The organism is Desertivirga brevis (assembly GCF_017355835.1).
The window spans coordinates 425209-442323 of sequence record NZ_JAFEWF010000006.1 but is presented as its reverse complement, the minus strand read 5'-3'; the positions used below and the strand labels follow the sequence as shown (position 1 = coordinate 442323).

Annotated in this window: 13 protein-coding genes; 3 read left to right on the top strand and 10 right to left on the bottom strand. The window is 42.5% G+C overall.

What is annotated here, in order from left to right:
• Positions 1 to 11 precede the first annotated feature (11 nt).
• The 10 genes from J4N25_RS17195 to J4N25_RS17150 all read right to left on the bottom strand — a co-directional run bounded on the left by J4N25_RS17195 (position 12) and on the right by J4N25_RS17150 (position 14607).
• Positions 12 to 836, bottom strand: a complete 825-nt coding sequence (locus J4N25_RS17195; RefSeq protein ID WP_207423025.1) for an alpha/beta hydrolase — start codon at positions 834 to 836, stop codon at positions 12 to 14.
• A 103-nt stretch (positions 837 to 939) separates the two neighbouring features.
• Complete coding sequence (locus J4N25_RS17190) at positions 940 to 1824, bottom strand: ROK family protein (protein WP_207423024.1); 885 nt, start codon at positions 1822 to 1824, stop codon at positions 940 to 942.
• Positions 1825 to 2114: 290 nt separating this feature from the next.
• Positions 2115 to 3893 carry a cellulase family glycosylhydrolase gene (locus J4N25_RS17185; RefSeq protein WP_207423023.1) on the bottom strand — a complete coding sequence of 593 codons (1779 nt, stop codon included), beginning with the start codon at positions 3891 to 3893 and terminating at the stop codon, positions 2115 to 2117.
• 17 nt (positions 3894 to 3910) lie between these two features.
• Positions 3911 to 5308, bottom strand: coding sequence for a glycoside hydrolase family 30 protein (locus tag J4N25_RS17180; protein ID WP_207423022.1), 1398 nt, complete (start codon positions 5306 to 5308; stop codon positions 3911 to 3913).
• A gap of 89 nt (positions 5309 to 5397) precedes the next feature.
• Positions 5398 to 6840 carry a glycoside hydrolase family 30 protein gene (locus J4N25_RS17175; protein WP_207423021.1) on the bottom strand — a complete coding sequence of 481 codons (1443 nt, stop codon included), beginning with the start codon at positions 6838 to 6840 and terminating at the stop codon, positions 5398 to 5400.
• Between the two features lie 34 nt (positions 6841 to 6874).
• Positions 6875 to 8338, bottom strand: a complete 1464-nt coding sequence (locus tag J4N25_RS17170; RefSeq protein ID WP_207423020.1) for a glycoside hydrolase family 30 protein — start codon at positions 8336 to 8338, stop codon at positions 6875 to 6877.
• Positions 8339 to 8462: 124 nt separating this feature from the next.
• A complete protein-coding gene (locus J4N25_RS17165; RefSeq protein WP_207423019.1) occupies positions 8463 to 9332 on the bottom strand; it encodes a hypothetical protein in 870 nt (289 codons plus the stop codon).
• Positions 9333 to 9353: 21 nt separating this feature from the next.
• On the bottom strand, positions 9354 to 10898 hold the full coding sequence (locus J4N25_RS17160) for a RagB/SusD family nutrient uptake outer membrane protein (protein ID WP_207423018.1): 1545 nt from the start codon (positions 10896 to 10898) through the stop codon (positions 9354 to 9356).
• 11 nt (positions 10899 to 10909) lie between these two features.
• On the bottom strand, positions 10910 to 14008 hold the full coding sequence (locus tag J4N25_RS17155; protein ID WP_207423017.1) for a SusC/RagA family TonB-linked outer membrane protein: 3099 nt from the start codon (positions 14006 to 14008) through the stop codon (positions 10910 to 10912).
• 362 nt (positions 14009 to 14370) lie between these two features.
• Positions 14371 to 14607 carry a GntR family transcriptional regulator gene (locus J4N25_RS17150; RefSeq protein ID WP_207423016.1) on the bottom strand — a complete coding sequence of 79 codons (237 nt, stop codon included), beginning with the start codon at positions 14605 to 14607 and terminating at the stop codon, positions 14371 to 14373.
• A gap of 213 nt (positions 14608 to 14820) precedes the next feature.
• Between J4N25_RS17150 and J4N25_RS17145 the strand changes: the two genes are divergently transcribed.
• From J4N25_RS17145 to bioD, 3 genes are all read left to right on the top strand, one after another.
• Positions 14821 to 15258 carry a DUF4890 domain-containing protein gene (locus tag J4N25_RS17145; RefSeq protein WP_207423015.1) on the top strand — a complete coding sequence of 146 codons (438 nt, stop codon included), beginning with the start codon at positions 14821 to 14823 and terminating at the stop codon, positions 15256 to 15258.
• A 110-nt stretch (positions 15259 to 15368) separates the two neighbouring features.
• A complete protein-coding gene (locus J4N25_RS17140; RefSeq protein WP_207423014.1) occupies positions 15369 to 16490 on the top strand; it encodes an aminotransferase class I/II-fold pyridoxal phosphate-dependent enzyme in 1122 nt (373 codons plus the stop codon).
• A complete protein-coding gene (gene bioD / locus J4N25_RS17135; RefSeq protein WP_207423013.1) occupies positions 16487 to 17104 on the top strand; it encodes a dethiobiotin synthase in 618 nt (205 codons plus the stop codon). Before J4N25_RS17140 ends, bioD begins: the two co-directional genes overlap by 4 nt.
• Positions 17105 to 17115 lie beyond the last annotated feature (11 nt).

Genomic DNA, 17115 nt, shown 5'->3' with positions numbered 1-17115 from the left:
CTGCCAAATAACTATTTCCTGAGTTGGGAAACCCTATCCATCTCTTTAAGAAGTAAAGGGAAAGCCGGTTCTGCCATACCTCCATGATCATACCCCTGTAATTCCAGCAGACGAACATCTTTGTGCCCTACTAGTTTAAACATCCTGTACAAGTAGGCATTCTCTTCGTACCGCCCTAACATCTCTAACTCCCGGTCGCCGGTAACAAGCAGGGTGGGAGGAGCATCTGCCCTAACGAGGTTTAAAGGAGCCAGGCTATCTACGATCACTTTTGTATCTGCCAGTCCTCTTTCCTTACGGATATTGAAATGAGTGATTGCTTGGGCACTCAGGGAGATAAGTCCTGCTATTTTATTTGCATCAATACCGTAAGTATTTAACCATTGCTTATCCAGAGTAACCATGTCAACCAGGTAAGCACCTGCAGAATGGCCGGAAAGAAAAATTAATGAGGGATCTCCGCCATATTTTTGAATGTTCCTGAATGTCCAGGCTACGGCAGCCGCAGCATCTTTTATATAATCAGGCGCCTTTACATTTGGAGCAAGTCTATACCCTACCCCTACCACACAAATACCTTTGTCCCTGAGTGCTGAAGGAATTTCTTTCCTTCCGCCTGTTAAACCTCCCCCGTGAAACCATACCACTGTTTTGAAGCTCTTTTGATTTTTTGGGTAGTAGATATCCAAGACACATTGGTTGCTTAGGTACTTATCAGCCTGATTAAGCGAATCAGGATAATAGCGGATGTTATTAAGTTGAGTATATTCCGTTTTCTGACTGAATGCACTTAAGCACAGTACAAAAAACAGCAGCGTAAGTAGGTTCTTTTTCATAAGATCAAGCAGGTATAAATAATTGGTAGATGATGATTTTCATAAAGCGCTAAATTAAAACATTCTTCCCCTTCTAGGGCTGGTAAAAGGGGAAGATTATCAATTAAACGTGTAATTTACCTTCGCTAAACCAAGTAGAGGCCGCTCCAATCACACTCGCTTTTTCACCTAAAATGGCCCTCATAATCGGAACTTTCACTCCATTTAACAACACGGTTTCTTTTACTTTATCGAAGAAATATTTGTTAGAACTTTCCATATGCCCCCCTATAAGCACTACCTCGGGCTTTTCTGTTTTAATCACTTCCAGTAAGAACGAGGCAAGGTTACTAGCAAATTCATCGAATACCTGCTGAACGTTTGGATCTGGAGCGTATCGCTTCATTTCTACCAGGTCTAACACTTCTATACCTGAAAGAGCTTTAAATCGATTAACCAGCCAGTTTACAGAAAGGTAGTCTTCGGCAACGCCATCAGCGAAAGGCATATTCCAAAGGTTGGCATCTTCGAGCACTCCATTATCATAACGAGCAGAACCGAGTCCCACTCCAAGCGTTAATCCAAATGACTTTTTATATCCCCGGACAGCCCCGCCAAATACCTCGCCGTGAAAAAAAGAAGCAGCATCATTGATCAGCTTGAAATCCTCCTTAGCAATTCCGGTCTGTTCTGAAAGCAACTGTTTTACATTTTGATTTTCCAGGTTACCATACCTGTCCTTATTCAGGGTATGATAAATTCCCTCTTCATACTCTACTGGTCCAGGAATACCTATACCAACTTTTCCAGATGAAAAACCAGGCATGCTCATTACCTCTTTTAATACCCCAGACCAGGCTGAAATTATTTCCTCCTTACTTCCTGAAGGGTTCACTCTTTTTCGCCTCAAGCTACTTTGAACAAGTTCCCTTGATTCAAGGTTAACTAGTCCCGCAGAAATAAATGCATCCTCAATACAGGCCCCAACTACTATAGGTTTGTCCATCATGTACTCCTTTTTTACTTTATTAAATTAAATGGTTGATAAAAATCTTCTTAATTCACTAATTGATCAAAGGTCTATGGAAACCTTTTGATACTCATCATGAAAATACTTAACAAATGAACTAAAGAAGCTGTAATATAAATGCTTTTTTCTAATTCGGAAGGGGATTTTTACTTTTTAAGAAATATTAATCAATGAAATGCTCGTTTACAATAAAAGAGCGCGGCTAAGAACCGCACTCTTATTGATGTAAGCAAGTTGACCAATGAATAATTAAGTTTGAGAATGACGCCCTAGTTCGCTTTATTTATTTCAATTGCAGAGAGATTGAAACCGCCTCTGTCTGCAGCTATCCTTAATTGATTTTTACCTTTGTTTAAGCTGATATTCTTGATCTCTACCAAATCCCATTTTTCGGCACCTCCGGTTTTAGGAATAGAGACCTCTTTAGCGAGAATATTGCTTCCGTTTAAAACCGATACTTTAGCATCGTCTTTGTCTGAAGCAACTTTTAGTTTAATATGATACTTTCCGGCATTGGTAACATTTATAGAATATTGAAGCCATTCTGCATCCTCTATATCGGTAATAAAATAGTTTTCGTAACCTTCAAAGGATTTGCGGATATCTACGCCATCATTACGATAGGCCCCCCCTTTATTACCTGATGACCGCTTACCAGTTGAAATATGATAATTTGCTGTGTCTTTATCAGCGTAGGCATGTCCGCTTTTTCCAAGATCATAGTTAGCCGCATTGATTTTCAGACTACCATTTAAGACATGAGAGATGTAGGGACGAGTTTCAGAAGTGAATGGCTGACGGATCATAGCATCAACTACATCCTTATGCAAAATATTTGTACTGATATTGGTATACCTGGCTAATTCGAGTAACCCACTGTATGCATTGCTTTCCCCCGGCTTATTTCCGTTTCCATTCCAGTATTTAAGCACTTGTTCGTAATTAGGATTAGTACGGATCTGTAGTGGATTATTAAATCCTAATTTCTTCAATGGCCACCAAGACCAGCCGATATTATTCTTTTCAAGTAAGCTGATAGCTTCGGTAAACCAAACGTTCGAATTCTCCCCGGTTTCTCCCAGCCAGGCTGGGATATTATACTTGTCGCGGAAGTTGATAATTTGCTGGATGGATTTCTGATCGTTGAAATTCCAGTACTTATGGAAACTTAGAACCATATTGTTATCCCACTGAGGAAGGATTCCATTGTAATTGTTTCCCCAGCCGTTACCCTCTATGATTATGATATGCTTCTTGTCTACATCCCGGATTGCTTTTGTAATATCAACCATCAATTTCCTGAGAGGCTCGTTCTTTTGTTCGCCTGTGCCATTTTTGTCTTTCTCAGGATTCTGGAAGCCCCAGTTGGGTTCATTTATGATATCGTACCCGCCGATCCATGGCTCATTGACATATCGCTCAGCAAGCCTCTTCCATAATGCTACCGTTTTTTTCTGATTAGCATCACTCTGCCATAGAGAGGGCTTTGCCGGATCTCTGTCAGATATATTAAGATCATTACCTTGTCCGCCAGGAGCGGCATGCAGGTCCAGGATCAGGTACATCTGGTTTGCCTTACACCAGGCAAGCAAAGAATCAGTTAAAGCAAATCCTTTAGATAGCCAGGTATTTTTACCAGCAACGGGCTCTTCTTCAACTGCCAGAGTATAGAGATTATAGTGCATAGGCAAGCGCACGGAATTGAAACCCCAGGCTTTCAAAGAATCTATATCAGCACGGGTAGTATGATTAGACAACCAAGTCTCGTAAAACTCTTCGGTTTGCTTCTTTCCGATCAGCGACTCGATCCGTTCTTTTATCCGGTACTGTTGCCCCTCCTCATTCAAACCCAGCATATAGCCTTCCTGCAGCATCCAGCCACCTAATCCCATACCTCTGAGCAGAACGTTTTCTCCTTTTTCGTTTACAATCTGTTTTCCCTCTGCTTTCAGGAATCCCTGAGCTGTTGCAGGAACGGGCGTTATTGAGTTTATCAAAAGCACAGCTCCGGTAAGAACTGAACTAAGTATTATACTTCTTTTTTTCATTTGTTCAGATTTTTATTTTACCAGATATAGGTGCCTACGGCACCAGGATTTAAGCTTGTGATTGCTGCTTTACCTGAAGAAGCTATATTGAATCTTTTGGCTCCGTTACTTGTATTTAAGACGATCAAAACTGTTTTACCTGCAGGTGTTCTAAAGGCTACATTAGGAAGCCCATCAGCGTTTCCAGAAGCGATGCGCACGGAACCGGGACTAACGAATTTAGAGGCATGGGCTATGATATAATATCCCGCGTTTCTACTAACTGAATCTTTATCAATGGTGATTCCACCTAAACATCTGTCGCAGCCCCCTCTATCGGTATGGGGATCGTTTTTCGGATCCGCAGCAAGGTTCCATTCAATAACGGTACGGCTCCAATTGCGGCTTGCCCCTATGATGAGCTTTTCGACGTGCTCGTTTAGATCCCTCTTGAAGTTTGCAGGAGAACCTATCCATTGCTCAGTAAAATAAATGTGCTTATCAGGATGTGCAGCGTGGACATCACTTAAAGCATCGATCTTACCACCATAGAGATGGAAAGCAGAGCCATCGATATATTGTCTTGCGTCGGGATCATTTAAGATACTAATCGGATAATCAGGACGGTCGGCATTATGATCGTAAACGATAATCTTGGTATCGATGCCTGCCGATTTGAAAGCTGGACCAAGGTGTTTTTTCACGAATAATGCCTGGTCTGGCGCTACCATCAGTAAGCTCGGATTGTTTCCGGGGTGAAGGGGTTCATTCTGAATTGTGATGGCATCAATACGGATACCTTGGTTCTTCATGGCCTGAATGTACTTGACGAAATACTGTGCATAGGCCTGATAAAACTCTGGCTTGAGCTGGCCGCCCCTGCTGTCGTTATTTGTTTTCATCCAGGATGGAGGGCTCCAGGGAGAGCCCATTATCTTCATAGAGGGGTTTATGGCCAGGATCTCTTTTAGTACAGGAATTACATCCTGCTTATCGGCCCCCAGGTCAAACTTCTCCAATTTAGGATCAGTTTGACCATCAGGAAGGTCATTGTAAGTGAAAACCTTTTCGTTAAGATCTGATGCCCCTATACTTACTCTCAGGTAACTGATGCCTATGTTCTTTCCATCATTTGCAAATAGTTCTTTCAAGAGTGCGGCCCTTGCCTGCGGACTCATTTTGATGATATGCTGCGCACTTCCACCTGTTAATGCGAAACCAAAGCCGTCAATCTCCTGGTAACTCTGTTTAGCATCGACCTGTATCAGAGGAAGCTTCTTGTCTGCCTTCCTAAAGGAAAATCCTTTGAGCTGCTGCCGGAATAAAATGGAATGATCGGGATCTGTTAACCATACCTCACTCCCGGCCTTCTTCTGACCGTATAAAACTGACAAAGAGAGTGTTAAATAAAGGATACAGATTGAAATTTTTCTCATATTCTGAAGTTCTAGGCCCGTGTTAAGGAAGCCGGCTGCACATACAGCCGGCGCCAACCAATCGACGAACCAATCTATAATAGAAGCTTTTACCTAATTATAACGGTGGAGATGGAGTGAGGCATACTTGTAGTTTGTGCGGCTTTCCCATCTATCCATAGATGATATGGCAAGCTCTGATCAGTAGTATTTAAAACAACTACCGCTAAACTCCCATCGGTATTACGGAAAGCTGTTGTGGATAGGAAATCTCTGCTGGCTGAACTTGCAATACGTTTTGCCCCAGGCTTAACGAACTTGGAGAAATGTCCGAGATAATAATAACTGTTGGTGTATATTAACTTACCATCCCGGGTATCTGCATGGATAGGAGCAAAACAGAAGTTGCCAACATGATTTGGCCCGCCTTTCTCATCTAAAAGAATATTCCAGTCTGTCCAGGCTACAGTTCCACTGTTGAAATCATTTACGAGAGAGGTACCATACCTCTCTCCCAGCCACCACTCGTTCACTTTATTGATGTCGAACTTTTCGATACAGCCTTCTGTGAAGATGAGGTTTTTAGAAGGGAAGGTTTCGTTTACCAGCTTAACATTCGCAAAGTTCATCCCTGCACCGGTCCATGTTTCGTACCAGTGATAGCCAATACCCCAAACGTATTTTGCTGCTTCCGGATCATTAAGGATAGTGCTGGCCCGCTGATAAACCTGGTCGCGGTTATGATCCCAGCCGATCAGCTTCTTGTTTGCAAGACCATTTTTATGCAGGGTTGGACCGAGATGGTTTTTAATAAAATCCCGCTCCTCTTCAGCTGTGAAAATGCAGGATTCCCATCTCTGTGTAGCCATAGGTTCGTTTTGTACGGATAATCCCCAAACCGGAATTCCCAGTGCTTCGTAACCCTTAATAAACTTCACGTAATAGTTTGACCATGCCTGGCGGAACTCTGGTTTCAGCTTGCCACCTTTAAGCATGTTGTTGTTATCCTTCATCCAGGCCGGCGGGCTCCAGGGACTAACAAACATTGGAAGATTTCCTCCCGCAGCCTGCATTGCAGCTTTAATAAAAGGAATTTTGTATTTCTTGTCATGAGACAGATCAAATGATTTTAATGCGGCATCATTATCGACAACATAAGTATAGGTATCACTTGAAAAGTCGCAACTGTTTATATTGGTACGGGCAAACGAATAACCAATACCCTTCTCCTTATCATAGTAAGCTGTTAAAAATTCCTTCTGTACATTGGGGGGAAGTTTGGCGTAGGTTTCGGCAGAAGCATCTGTTAATGCTCCTCCAATTCCTGTGATTGTTTGAAAGGAGTGTGTTGGATCTATAAAGATCACCAGCTGAGTTTCAAGAGGCTGCTTCATTTCAGAGAATGAAAGTGTGCCCGACTCCGAGATCCTGAGGTTCGACTTGTCTGCCGTAGTATAAACGGTAGCTTTTGAGAAACTTGTCTTTGTTGTCTTCTGGGCGAACAGGCCAGATACTGATACTGAAAGCAATAACGCTATGAGTCCTTTATTCATTTAAGTTTGTGTTTAGCGATGGTTTCATGAATGTTTACCAAACAAAGGTTCCAACTGCTCCACTAGCCAGGGTAGCTGTTGTTGTTTTGTTATTGAACTTGATATTAAAGTTTTCGGTTGCCGCTGATGTATTAAGAACGATAAGTACCTTTTTACCATCGGGATTTTTAAAAGCCACATTTGGTAAATTATTAGCCATATTAGAGGCAATACGCACAGAACCCGGTCTTACAAATTTGGAAGCATGAGCGATGATATAATAGGAAACATTGCGGCTGAAAGTTGATCCGTTAACCGTTAGTGCACCCAGGCAGGTACTGCAACCTCCGTTGGTGTAAGGACGGTAACTTGGATCGGCGGCGAGGTTCCATTCCAACACATTACGACTCCAATTCCTTGAAGCTCCGATGATCAGGTTCTCCACATGCCATTTCAAGTCGCCCGAAAAGTTTCCGGGGCCACCTACCCATTGCTCTGTGAAATAAATGTTCTTGTCGGGATGTGCATCATGCACTGCACTAAGAGCGCTAATATTGCCTCCATAAAGGTGAAAAGCTGAACCATCAACAAAACTCTTTGCCTGGGCATCGTTCAGAATAGCGATAGGGTAATCGGGCCTGTCAGCGTTATGATCATAAACGATAATTTTTGTAGCCAGATTAGCATTTCTAAAAGCTGGCCCGAGATGATCGCGTATAAATGCTGCCTGTTCTGCAGCCTGCATCACCATACTTGGATTATTTCCCCCATGAAGTGGCTCATTTTGAGGTGTGATTGCATCTATGGTAATACCTTCGGCCTTCATTGCCTGGATATACTTTACAAAGTAATTAGCATAGACACTATAATACTCAGGCTTCAGGCTTCCACCAACAAAATTATTATTTGTCTTCATCCATGTCGGGGCAGTCCAGGGAGAGCCTAAAATTTTAATACCTGGTGAAATAGAAAGGATCTTCTTTAATACTGGTATCAGATCCGCCCTTTCGCGATCAATATTAAATTGAGTGAGATTCAGGTCGGTTTGCCCACTTGGGAGATCATTGTAGGTAAATGGAGAATCACTTAGATCAGAGGCACCTATGCTTATTCTTAGATAACTTACTCCGATATGAGTACTATCTCGCTTAAATAACTCTTCGAGCAGTACATCTCTTGTAGCTACCGGCAAGCTATTGATCAGCATCGCACTACCACCAGTGAGTGTATATCCGAATCCATCAATAGTTTGGAACGTTTGTGTAGTATCTACATCGATAGTAGTAAATTGTGTATTAGGAGCAGAGAATAGAAGGCTAACATTCTGCTTTTTAAAAAGGGCTGTTTTATCGGGATTAGTAAGCCAAAAGCTGACATCTGTTGCCACTGGCTTTTCTTCTGTTACAGGCGGCTTCACCTCTTGCCCAGCCGCATCTTTTTTCTTACAACTTGCAAAAGCAACAAATAGAAAGAACAGCAAGAATTTAAGTGCGATAGTATTTCGTATTACTTTTTTCATTTGTTAAGCCTGTAGTGGTCACTAAAGTTTTATTTTCTATTGAGGGAATTAAGGCATTTAAACAATCATCAGCAGAGATGCGACTTCAATTAATCCACTTCCCTGCTGATGAAAACCATTCTGCTTATTTAGTACCTCTTAATTCGATGTTATCAAGAGAAATACCATTAGGTCCCATAGTACTACCAGAGCCTGACCTGATCACGAGGTAGTAAGTACCGGAAGAGTTGACTGTTACCACCCCATTTCTTCTATCACCAGTACAACCTATTTGGGCAAGTTGTCCGTTAAAAGTCGAATTACCGCATCCGTCCCAGGTACTTAATCCCATGATCTTACCACCTTCATTATAATCGGCGCCATTAGCTGGAACTCCTTTTCCAAGGTAAACTTCCATCCAGGTGTCGACAGCTCCACCTCCTGATACTGTCATATCTATTTTGTATTTCTTACCTGCGACAAGCTGAACGGGTTGGGATATAGCTACGCCATCAAAAGCGGAACCTGTAAATACTGCTTTACCACCGGCGAATTGTACATTTGCGTTTGTTCCTCTCCTGGTTACAGTCCATTTTGTTGGATCATCCATTTTTGGATCGAGGATAAGGTTACCTGCTTCAGGATCTGAAGTCGGAACGTTTAATTGCTTAGTGGTTGACTTCTGCACACCACCTTTACCTACGGCTATCTGGGTAATTGTGTAAGTGCCGGCATCCGGATAGAAAACGGTATCAACAGTCTTTCCTGCAGCGGGATCCGAAGCACCTTTTCCTAAGTTCCATTTTACGCTGATCACCCCGTCTGTATTAGCTTTTAAAACATAGTAGTTAGCTCTATTCGCTACTGGAGTTATTGTGAAATCTGCTACGAGGTCTGGCGAGTCCAAACCGTTTCCATCTCCTGCGTCATCAGGTGTACATGCAGAATAAATTGCTATAGTTGAAGCCATTGCAACTACTGCAAATGCTTTTGTAAGATCAAATCTCAGTTTCATAATTTAAAAAGATCAAGGTTTTTACTTGGTTCCGCCCCATTCTTTGCTTTGTTCAATTTTGGTATTATCCATCTCGCGCAAAGGAATTGGAAGGATTTCATTCTTTCCTGCTACAAAGCCCTCGGAGGCAAGTACAGTAGGAGCATCTCCCCAACGTACCAGATCAAACCAACGCTGACCTTCACCTGCCAATTCCAAACGACGCTCTCTTTTTATATTTTCCATGGTTGCAGCAACCGGACCTAAACCTACGCGGGCTCTGACGGCGTTTAATAAAGAAGCTGCCCGGGTTAGGTCTCCATTACCCATCACCAAAGCCTCTGCTTCCATTAGGTAAGTATCAGCCAGACGGATATCGTACATGTTCTGCCCCCAGTTAAGATCGCGATCTCCCGCTCCCGTAGGAAGGTTAGAGTTGCGGGCAATCCATTTCTCCATAAAGTAACCTGTATTTTGTGCACCAGCCGCGGCATTGTAATCGGCGATACCATTCCTCTTAAGACTATCCAGGTTTGCAATTGTATATTTATAACGGGGATCAAAGTGAATGGCATCGAATAGGCTTTGCGTAACTGGAAAATAGCTCCATCCGCTATAGTAATCAGGAGCACCAGCTGTTTTTGCGGTATACCCCCTCGGGCCGCTCATAATGTTGAGAATGTTTCCCTCGGTGGATGCAGCACCACCGCCTCCCCATGTTCCGCCAGAAAGTGTGGTATGAGTAATCTCAAGTATTGACTCTGAATTGAATTTGTAGGTATTGCCCCCTTTAAACAAGTTGCCGAAATCTCCTAATAACTGATACCCATAAGTAGGATTCATTTGGCCAGGTGTACCATTCACTTCTTTGAACTCAGCAGCAGCTTCTGCCCATTTCTTCTGCCACAGATAAACTTTACCCAGTAATGCATGAGCGGTTCCTTTTGTAAAACGACCTCCCTCTGTTGCCGCTACCACCTTATTTGGTAGACCGGGTTCTGCAATGGCCTCTTTTAGATCGGTTTCCATTTGAGCATAAACCTCTGCCGGACTCGCCTGGGTAACATTGTACATCTCGTCAGTGGTAATGTTCTTTGTATATAAGGGCACGTTCTTAAACAAACGGACAAGGTCAAAATAGAAGAAGGCACGTAATGTTTTTGCTTCTGCAATGTATCTCTTCTTCAGATTTTCGTCCATAGCGGTGCTGGGGATCTTCTCCAACAAGATGTTTGCGCGGAAGACGCCGGAGAAGCCCTTCCTCCACAAGTCCTCCTGAGGACCTTGCGCGGGACTTATCAGGAATTTATCCATGTTCACAAAATTCAGGTCCCCCGCACCTTCTCCACCTCCATAATGGTCATCCGATGCAGCCATTGCCACACCTTCTTTGGTCACAAGATTTCCACCTTGCCAGCCCACAACATCATAAACTGCCACTAGTGCTTTATATGCCTGATCCTGGTTTTGATAATAATTTGATTCAAGGTCTGTTCCCCTGGGTTTCACCTCAAGAAAATCACTGCAAGAACTTAACATTAGGGTACTTACAGCTAATGCACTTATATAATTTAAATACTTGTTCATTCTTCTAAGAATTATAATCCAACATTTACACCTAACATGAATGAGCGGGCCTGAGGATAAACTCCCCGGTCAATACCGAAAGCTTGGCCTCCAATTTCAGGATCGTAGCCTGAGTAATTGGTGAAAGTGTACAGGTTTTCGCTCATTACATAAACCCTTAGTCTTGACAGACTTACTTTTTGAATTATGGATTTGGGCAGAGAGTAGCCAACCTGCAATGTTTTGATTCGGAAGAAGTTGCCGTTATTCAAGTAAAAATCAGAAGGGTTCACGAAGTTCTTATTAGGGTCGGCTTCTGAAAGGCGAGGATAAGAACTGGAGGTACCCTGACCAGTCCAGCGACCTAAAGCTTCTGTTTGCCAGTTAGATGTTGTAATACCAAATCGTCTTAGGCCGCTGAACACTTTGTTTCCACCTGAACCTTGTCCGAATGCAATTACATCGAAGTTTTTCCAGCTTACATTTGCCGTTAACCCGAAAGAGTATTTAGGGATAGATACACCAAGGAACTCTCTATCGTTTTCGTCAATATCACCATCTCCGTCAACATCCTTCCATCTAAAGTCGCCGGGTTTAGCATTAGGTTGAACCTTTCCCTTTGCACCTACATAAGAATCAATTTCCTCCTGGGTTTGAAAAATGCCTTGGGTTTTGAATCCGTAGAAAGAGTTAAAAGACTCTCCAACCTGCGTTCTGGTAACTCCGTAAGCCATATTTTGGAAGCCTACAGTACCATCAATAAAGGTAAGGCCCCGTCCTAAATAAGTAACTTCATTACGCAGGGTTGAAAAATTCCCGGCGAAGCTTAAATTCACTTGCCTTAACTTCCTATTCCAACCCAGTTCAAACTCCAAACCGCTATTCTTCATGTCGGCCACGTTAGAAGCAGGGTTTGAAATAGCACCGATATAGAAAGGAATTCTGGGATTTTGGAGGATACCAACAGTTTTCTTGCTGAACCAGTCGAAGGTGAAGCGGAAATCCTTTAAGATAGTAGCCTCTAAACCGATGTTTGAGGAACGAGTTTCTTCCCAACGAAGATCAGGATTCGCAGGTGCATTTGGACTATAGCCTGTTTCATACGAGCTTGTACCAATGGCTGCATTTCTTCCACTACCAATAGTAGAAACAAATTGAAAATCACCGATATTATCACTACCTACCACACCATAGCCTCCTCTTAATTTCAAGAAGGTAACGAACTTGTTCTCAGGCCAGAATGCCTCTCTGGTAGGCACCCAGCCTAAACTGAAGGAAGGGAAGATACCATACTGATAATTTGCTCCAAACCGGGAAGAACCGTCTCTACGAAGAATTCCCTCCAGCAGATACTTCTCATCGTAGTTATAATTTAAACGACCAAATAATGAAACAACCCTATGATATTGACCGTCGCCAGCAGAAGCGGTTCTTTGGGTTGTTGGTACCGAATAGTTAAATGAAGCCTCATCGAAAGTTGTAGCGGGGATGCCGTCGTATCTAACACCATTAAAGTGGGAGCTACCATCCTGATAAGCTTCCTGACCAACAAGGCCTGTGATATTGTGTTTCCCTAATGAGGTAGAATAAGACACCGTGTTAGAAAGGTTCCAATCGATCCGGTTGTTGCTCTCGCGGTAAAACTGAGTAGTAGGATTAATATTGGAAGTATTTAAGTAAAACTCTGGAGTGAAGTTTTCCTGTCCCCAGAAGGACATTTTACCCCCAAAAGAAGACCTCACCTTCAGACCTTTAATTACTTCAATTTCACCGTAGACATTTCCAACAATGTTATGTCCCCAGCTGTAGTTCCCTAATCTCGTTGAGATATAGGCTAAGGGATTGGTCATTTCCTGCCCTACAATAGGTGAGATTCCGTAAGGAAAACCCTGAGAATTTCTGCGTGCCCTTACATCGTAAGAGGCAGCCCTTGTGGGGTCTGTTTCAACCAGCGGAGTTAGCGGATCAAGGTGGATAGCTGAAGCAAGGGGCCCACCAAATTCGCTATTTGTATTTCCAAGGCCCACGGTCTTGTTATACGCGTATCCCAGGTTCTCTCCTATGGTAAGGTTTTTGAATAGCTTGTGGGTAGAGTTGACACGAAAGTTAATCCTCTTATATTTAGAAATATCGCTGGCTACTATACCCTCCTGATCCAGGTACCCGAAGGACGTGTAGAAGGTTGAGCGATCACTTCCGCCACTTAAGCTGATCTCATGGTTTTGGCGTTGTGCATTACCGTTAAGAATTGCGGCTTGCCAATCTGTGCCTTGGCCCAAGGATGAAGGGTTAGCATAAGGAAGACTTTTACCATCAGCAGCTGCAGCCTCATTTCTAAGCGTCGCATATTGGGTTGCATTAAGCATGCTTAATTGGCGTGTCGGTGCTGATGTTCCGTAGAATCCATTATAGCTAAGCGTGTTTTTCCCAGCTTTACCCTTTTTGGTGGTAACCAGGATAACTCCGGCAGATGCCCTTGTTCCATAAATGGCAGCGGAAGCAGCATCCTTTAACACATCGATAGATTCAATATCTGATGCATTCAGGTAACTAATTCCACCATTGTCTACCACAATTCCGTCAACTACGTAAAGTGGGTTAGAGTTATTAAAACTGGTAATACCACGAACACGAACGGTTGCTGCTTCGCCTGGCTGACCATTGTTTGCTGCAATACTTACCCCTGAAGTGCGTCCCTGAAGAGCTTGCTCAACACGAGTGATCGGTTGCGACTCAATGTCTGAAGCCTTTACACTCGAAATGGCACCGGTTACTACCTTCTTCTTCTGGGTGGCGTATCCAACTACGACCACTTCATTTAGTGCTGCTGTGTTTTCGATCAAAGTGATCGACAATGCCCTGTTGTCGCGAACTGTTACTGACTGGGAATCGAAGCCTAAAGAACTAATAACTAATACTGCTCCACTTGGCGCCGAAATTCTAAAATTACCGGCAGCGTCGGTGCTTGTTCCCCGGTTAGCACCTTTTACGGTTACGGATACCCCTGGCAGTGGTAAGCCATCACTCTTAGAGATTACTTTTCCCGTTACCTGGATTTCCTGTGCGTCCACCGTAAGGGGTACCAGGAATAACAGGGAAATGAGAAAAAAGAATGTAAATCTTCCTTTCATAAGACAAAAAATAAAATGAGTAAACTGGTTTATATTTTCGCGGATCACCTTCCGCTTGGTTAGGTCAAATGTAGAACAGGATTCTTTCGCTCAAAAAAATAGAGGCCCTACTTTAGCTGTACAAGCAGCTAAAACCTATTAATGGACACCCCTACTAATACACTACAGAAGAATTATAAACAATTAAAAAACAAATACTTACAAGAATAGAATTTTAAAATAGGCCCTTTCAATATTTTTACCTAACCCCTCGTTGGCTAAAAAATAAGAAAAGCTAAAAACGTCCTGATGACATTTAAATCTGGTTATAAAAGTACCTGAAGGTTAATGGTCGGAAGCTAAAAACTTTAATAAGGTTATTTTTACTTTACAAAATACCCTTTCCCTTTTCGGTAACTAATTACTCCTATTTGCTTTAGTTCGCGATAAGCTTTTCCAATAAAGACTTTAGAAGCCTGACTGTAACGATAAAGCTCGTCTTTAGAAGGTAACAGTTCTCCTTTTTTCAACTCGCCTCTTTTAATACTTGAAATAATTATCTTTTTTAGCTGTGCGTCGCAAGGGGTTTGAGAAACGAAGTTGGGAATCCAGGTTAGCATAAAATGTATAAGGGATGAAATCTAAAACTTTAAATGTCACAAAGACATTTATAAAATTACTTATTTTTTTTATAAAAGCAACATTTTTTAAAAACTCTTTAACTCCGGACTCGGATCAAGAATCCGTTTGTCTTATGCCTTAACATTCTTTAACACTTAAGCTCTTAAACCTTCCCCACTTATAAGCATCTATTGCTATAAAACACATTAGATATGAAGAAATTAATTTTAACAGCCCTATTATTTGCAGGCTTAGCTACAGCAGGATTTTCACAAGAGAGACAAGGAAAACATCAGAGAGAGCATAAGACGCCTGAACAAAGGGCGCAGCATGTCACTGATGTTCTGGACAAAAAGCTTTCTCTTAATGACAAACAGAAGAACCAGATATATAAAATAAACCTTGAGCGGGCCAAGGAGATGGAAAAACTTCATAGCTCTGGTGAGAAACGCGACAAGAAAGATTTCGAGCAAGCCAAGAAGCTCTTTCAGGAAAGCGATAACAAAATAAGCAAGGTTTTGAATAATGACCAGCGCAAGCAATATGAGGATCTGAAAGCACAGCGCAGGGAGCATGCGAAAGATCGCAGAGGTGAATTCCGCAAGAAATATAGAGATGGGAAAAGAGGGGAAGCCGAGAACGGAAAGTAAGTGTAACTGTTAATTGTTGTTTAAGTAGCGTGCCTGTTCCTTTCGGACGGCACGCTTTTTTTTTTGCTTTTCATGCAAGGCCTCTTATTTTTGGCAAACAAACGCATACGTTGAAGCCGATAGAGAATTACATTTTAAAAAGATTAGAAGATCGAGAAACGAATAATTCTTACCGGACCCTAAGCACCGATCATTCTCTGATCGATTTCTGCTCTAATGATTACCTTGGGTTTGCAAGGTCAAGCCTGTTGCAGGATAATATCCGCGAGGCACTTGCAGCTACAAGAACATTGTCAGGATCTACCGGTTCGCGACTAATAAGTGGAAATGATTATCTTACTGAACAATTAGAAGCCTCTATTTCGGTATTTCATGGTGCCCAGGCCGGTCTCTTGTTCAATTCTGGTTACGATGCGAATGTGGGCATTTTTTCTTCTCTGCCTCAGCGTGGAGACACGATCATTGCGGATGAACTGATTCATGCTTCTATTATTGATGGCGCCCGTTTAAGCTTTGCAAATCGTTATTCATTCAGGCATAATGATCTCGAGAGTTTAAGGGAGAAGCTGGAAAGCGCTAGAGGCAGGATCTATATTGCCATCGAGAGCATCTACTCAATGGATGGGGACATGGCTCCACTCGAGGCTATCCTGGACCTCGCCGACCTGTACGAGGCTGCTGTTATCGTGGATGAAGCGCATGCTACAGGAATTTTTGGAGCAAAAGGCGAGGGATTGGTGCATCATCGAAATCTGCAGGACAGGGTTTTTGCGAGAATAGTTACATTTGGTAAAGCACTTGGATGCCATGGAGCTATTGTGTTAGGATCAGTAGATCTCCGCTCCTACCTTGTCAACTTTGCCCGGTCGTTTATCTACACTACTTCCGCTCCGCCTTTAAATCATATCAGCATTTCTGAGGCCTATAAATATTTGGAGGCTGGTGACTACCCAGCTATCGCCAGCTCTAAGATCAATTTTTTCAGATCAGAAGCAGGTGGGCTATACAATTCCTTCATTGATAGTAATTCTCCTATACAGTGTCTGATGGCAGAGGGTAATGATCATGCAAAAAGAATGGAAGGGATTGTCAAACAGGCAGGCTATAATGTACGGGCAATCCTTCATCCCACTGTTCCTGCCGGAAAAGAGCGGTTAAGGATCTGTCTTCATTCGTTTAACACGGAGTCAGAAATTAATGGTCTATTGGATATCTTAAAGCAAAACTTATGAAACCTCTTTTCGTAACCGGTATAGGAACCGATGTAGGCAAAACAGTAGTTTCTGCTGTTTTAGTAGAAAAATTGAAGGCTGATTACTGGAAACCTATTCAGTCGGGTGACTTGGATAACTCAGATACTATAAAGGTTAGAAACCTGATTTCAAACAGTCAAACGGTATTTCATCCTGAAGCTTACCGGCTAACACAACCCTTTTCTCCTCATAAGTCGGCTGCAATAGACGGAGTGGAAATTGATTTCGATGCCATACGTTTACCGGCTACAACGAACCGGCTTCTTGTGGAAGGAGCTGGTGGTTTGATGGTGCCATTGAATGCAAAACACCTTATTGTCGACCTGATAGAGAAACTTGATGCTGAAGTGATACTGGTTGTAAGTAACTACCTGGGCAGCATCAACCATACCTTGCTAAGTATTGAAGTTTTAAAAGGACGAAATATAGATTTAAAAGGTATTATTATCAGTGGAGAGACGGATACATCTTCTGAATCGTATCTCAGCGCTTATTCAGGCGTGAAAATACTCGGAAGAATCCCTATTCTTTCTGACCTGGATAAAATCTCTATCAGAGAAGCAGGAGAAAGCCTGGATTTTGATTGGAAATAAGAGACTATAAA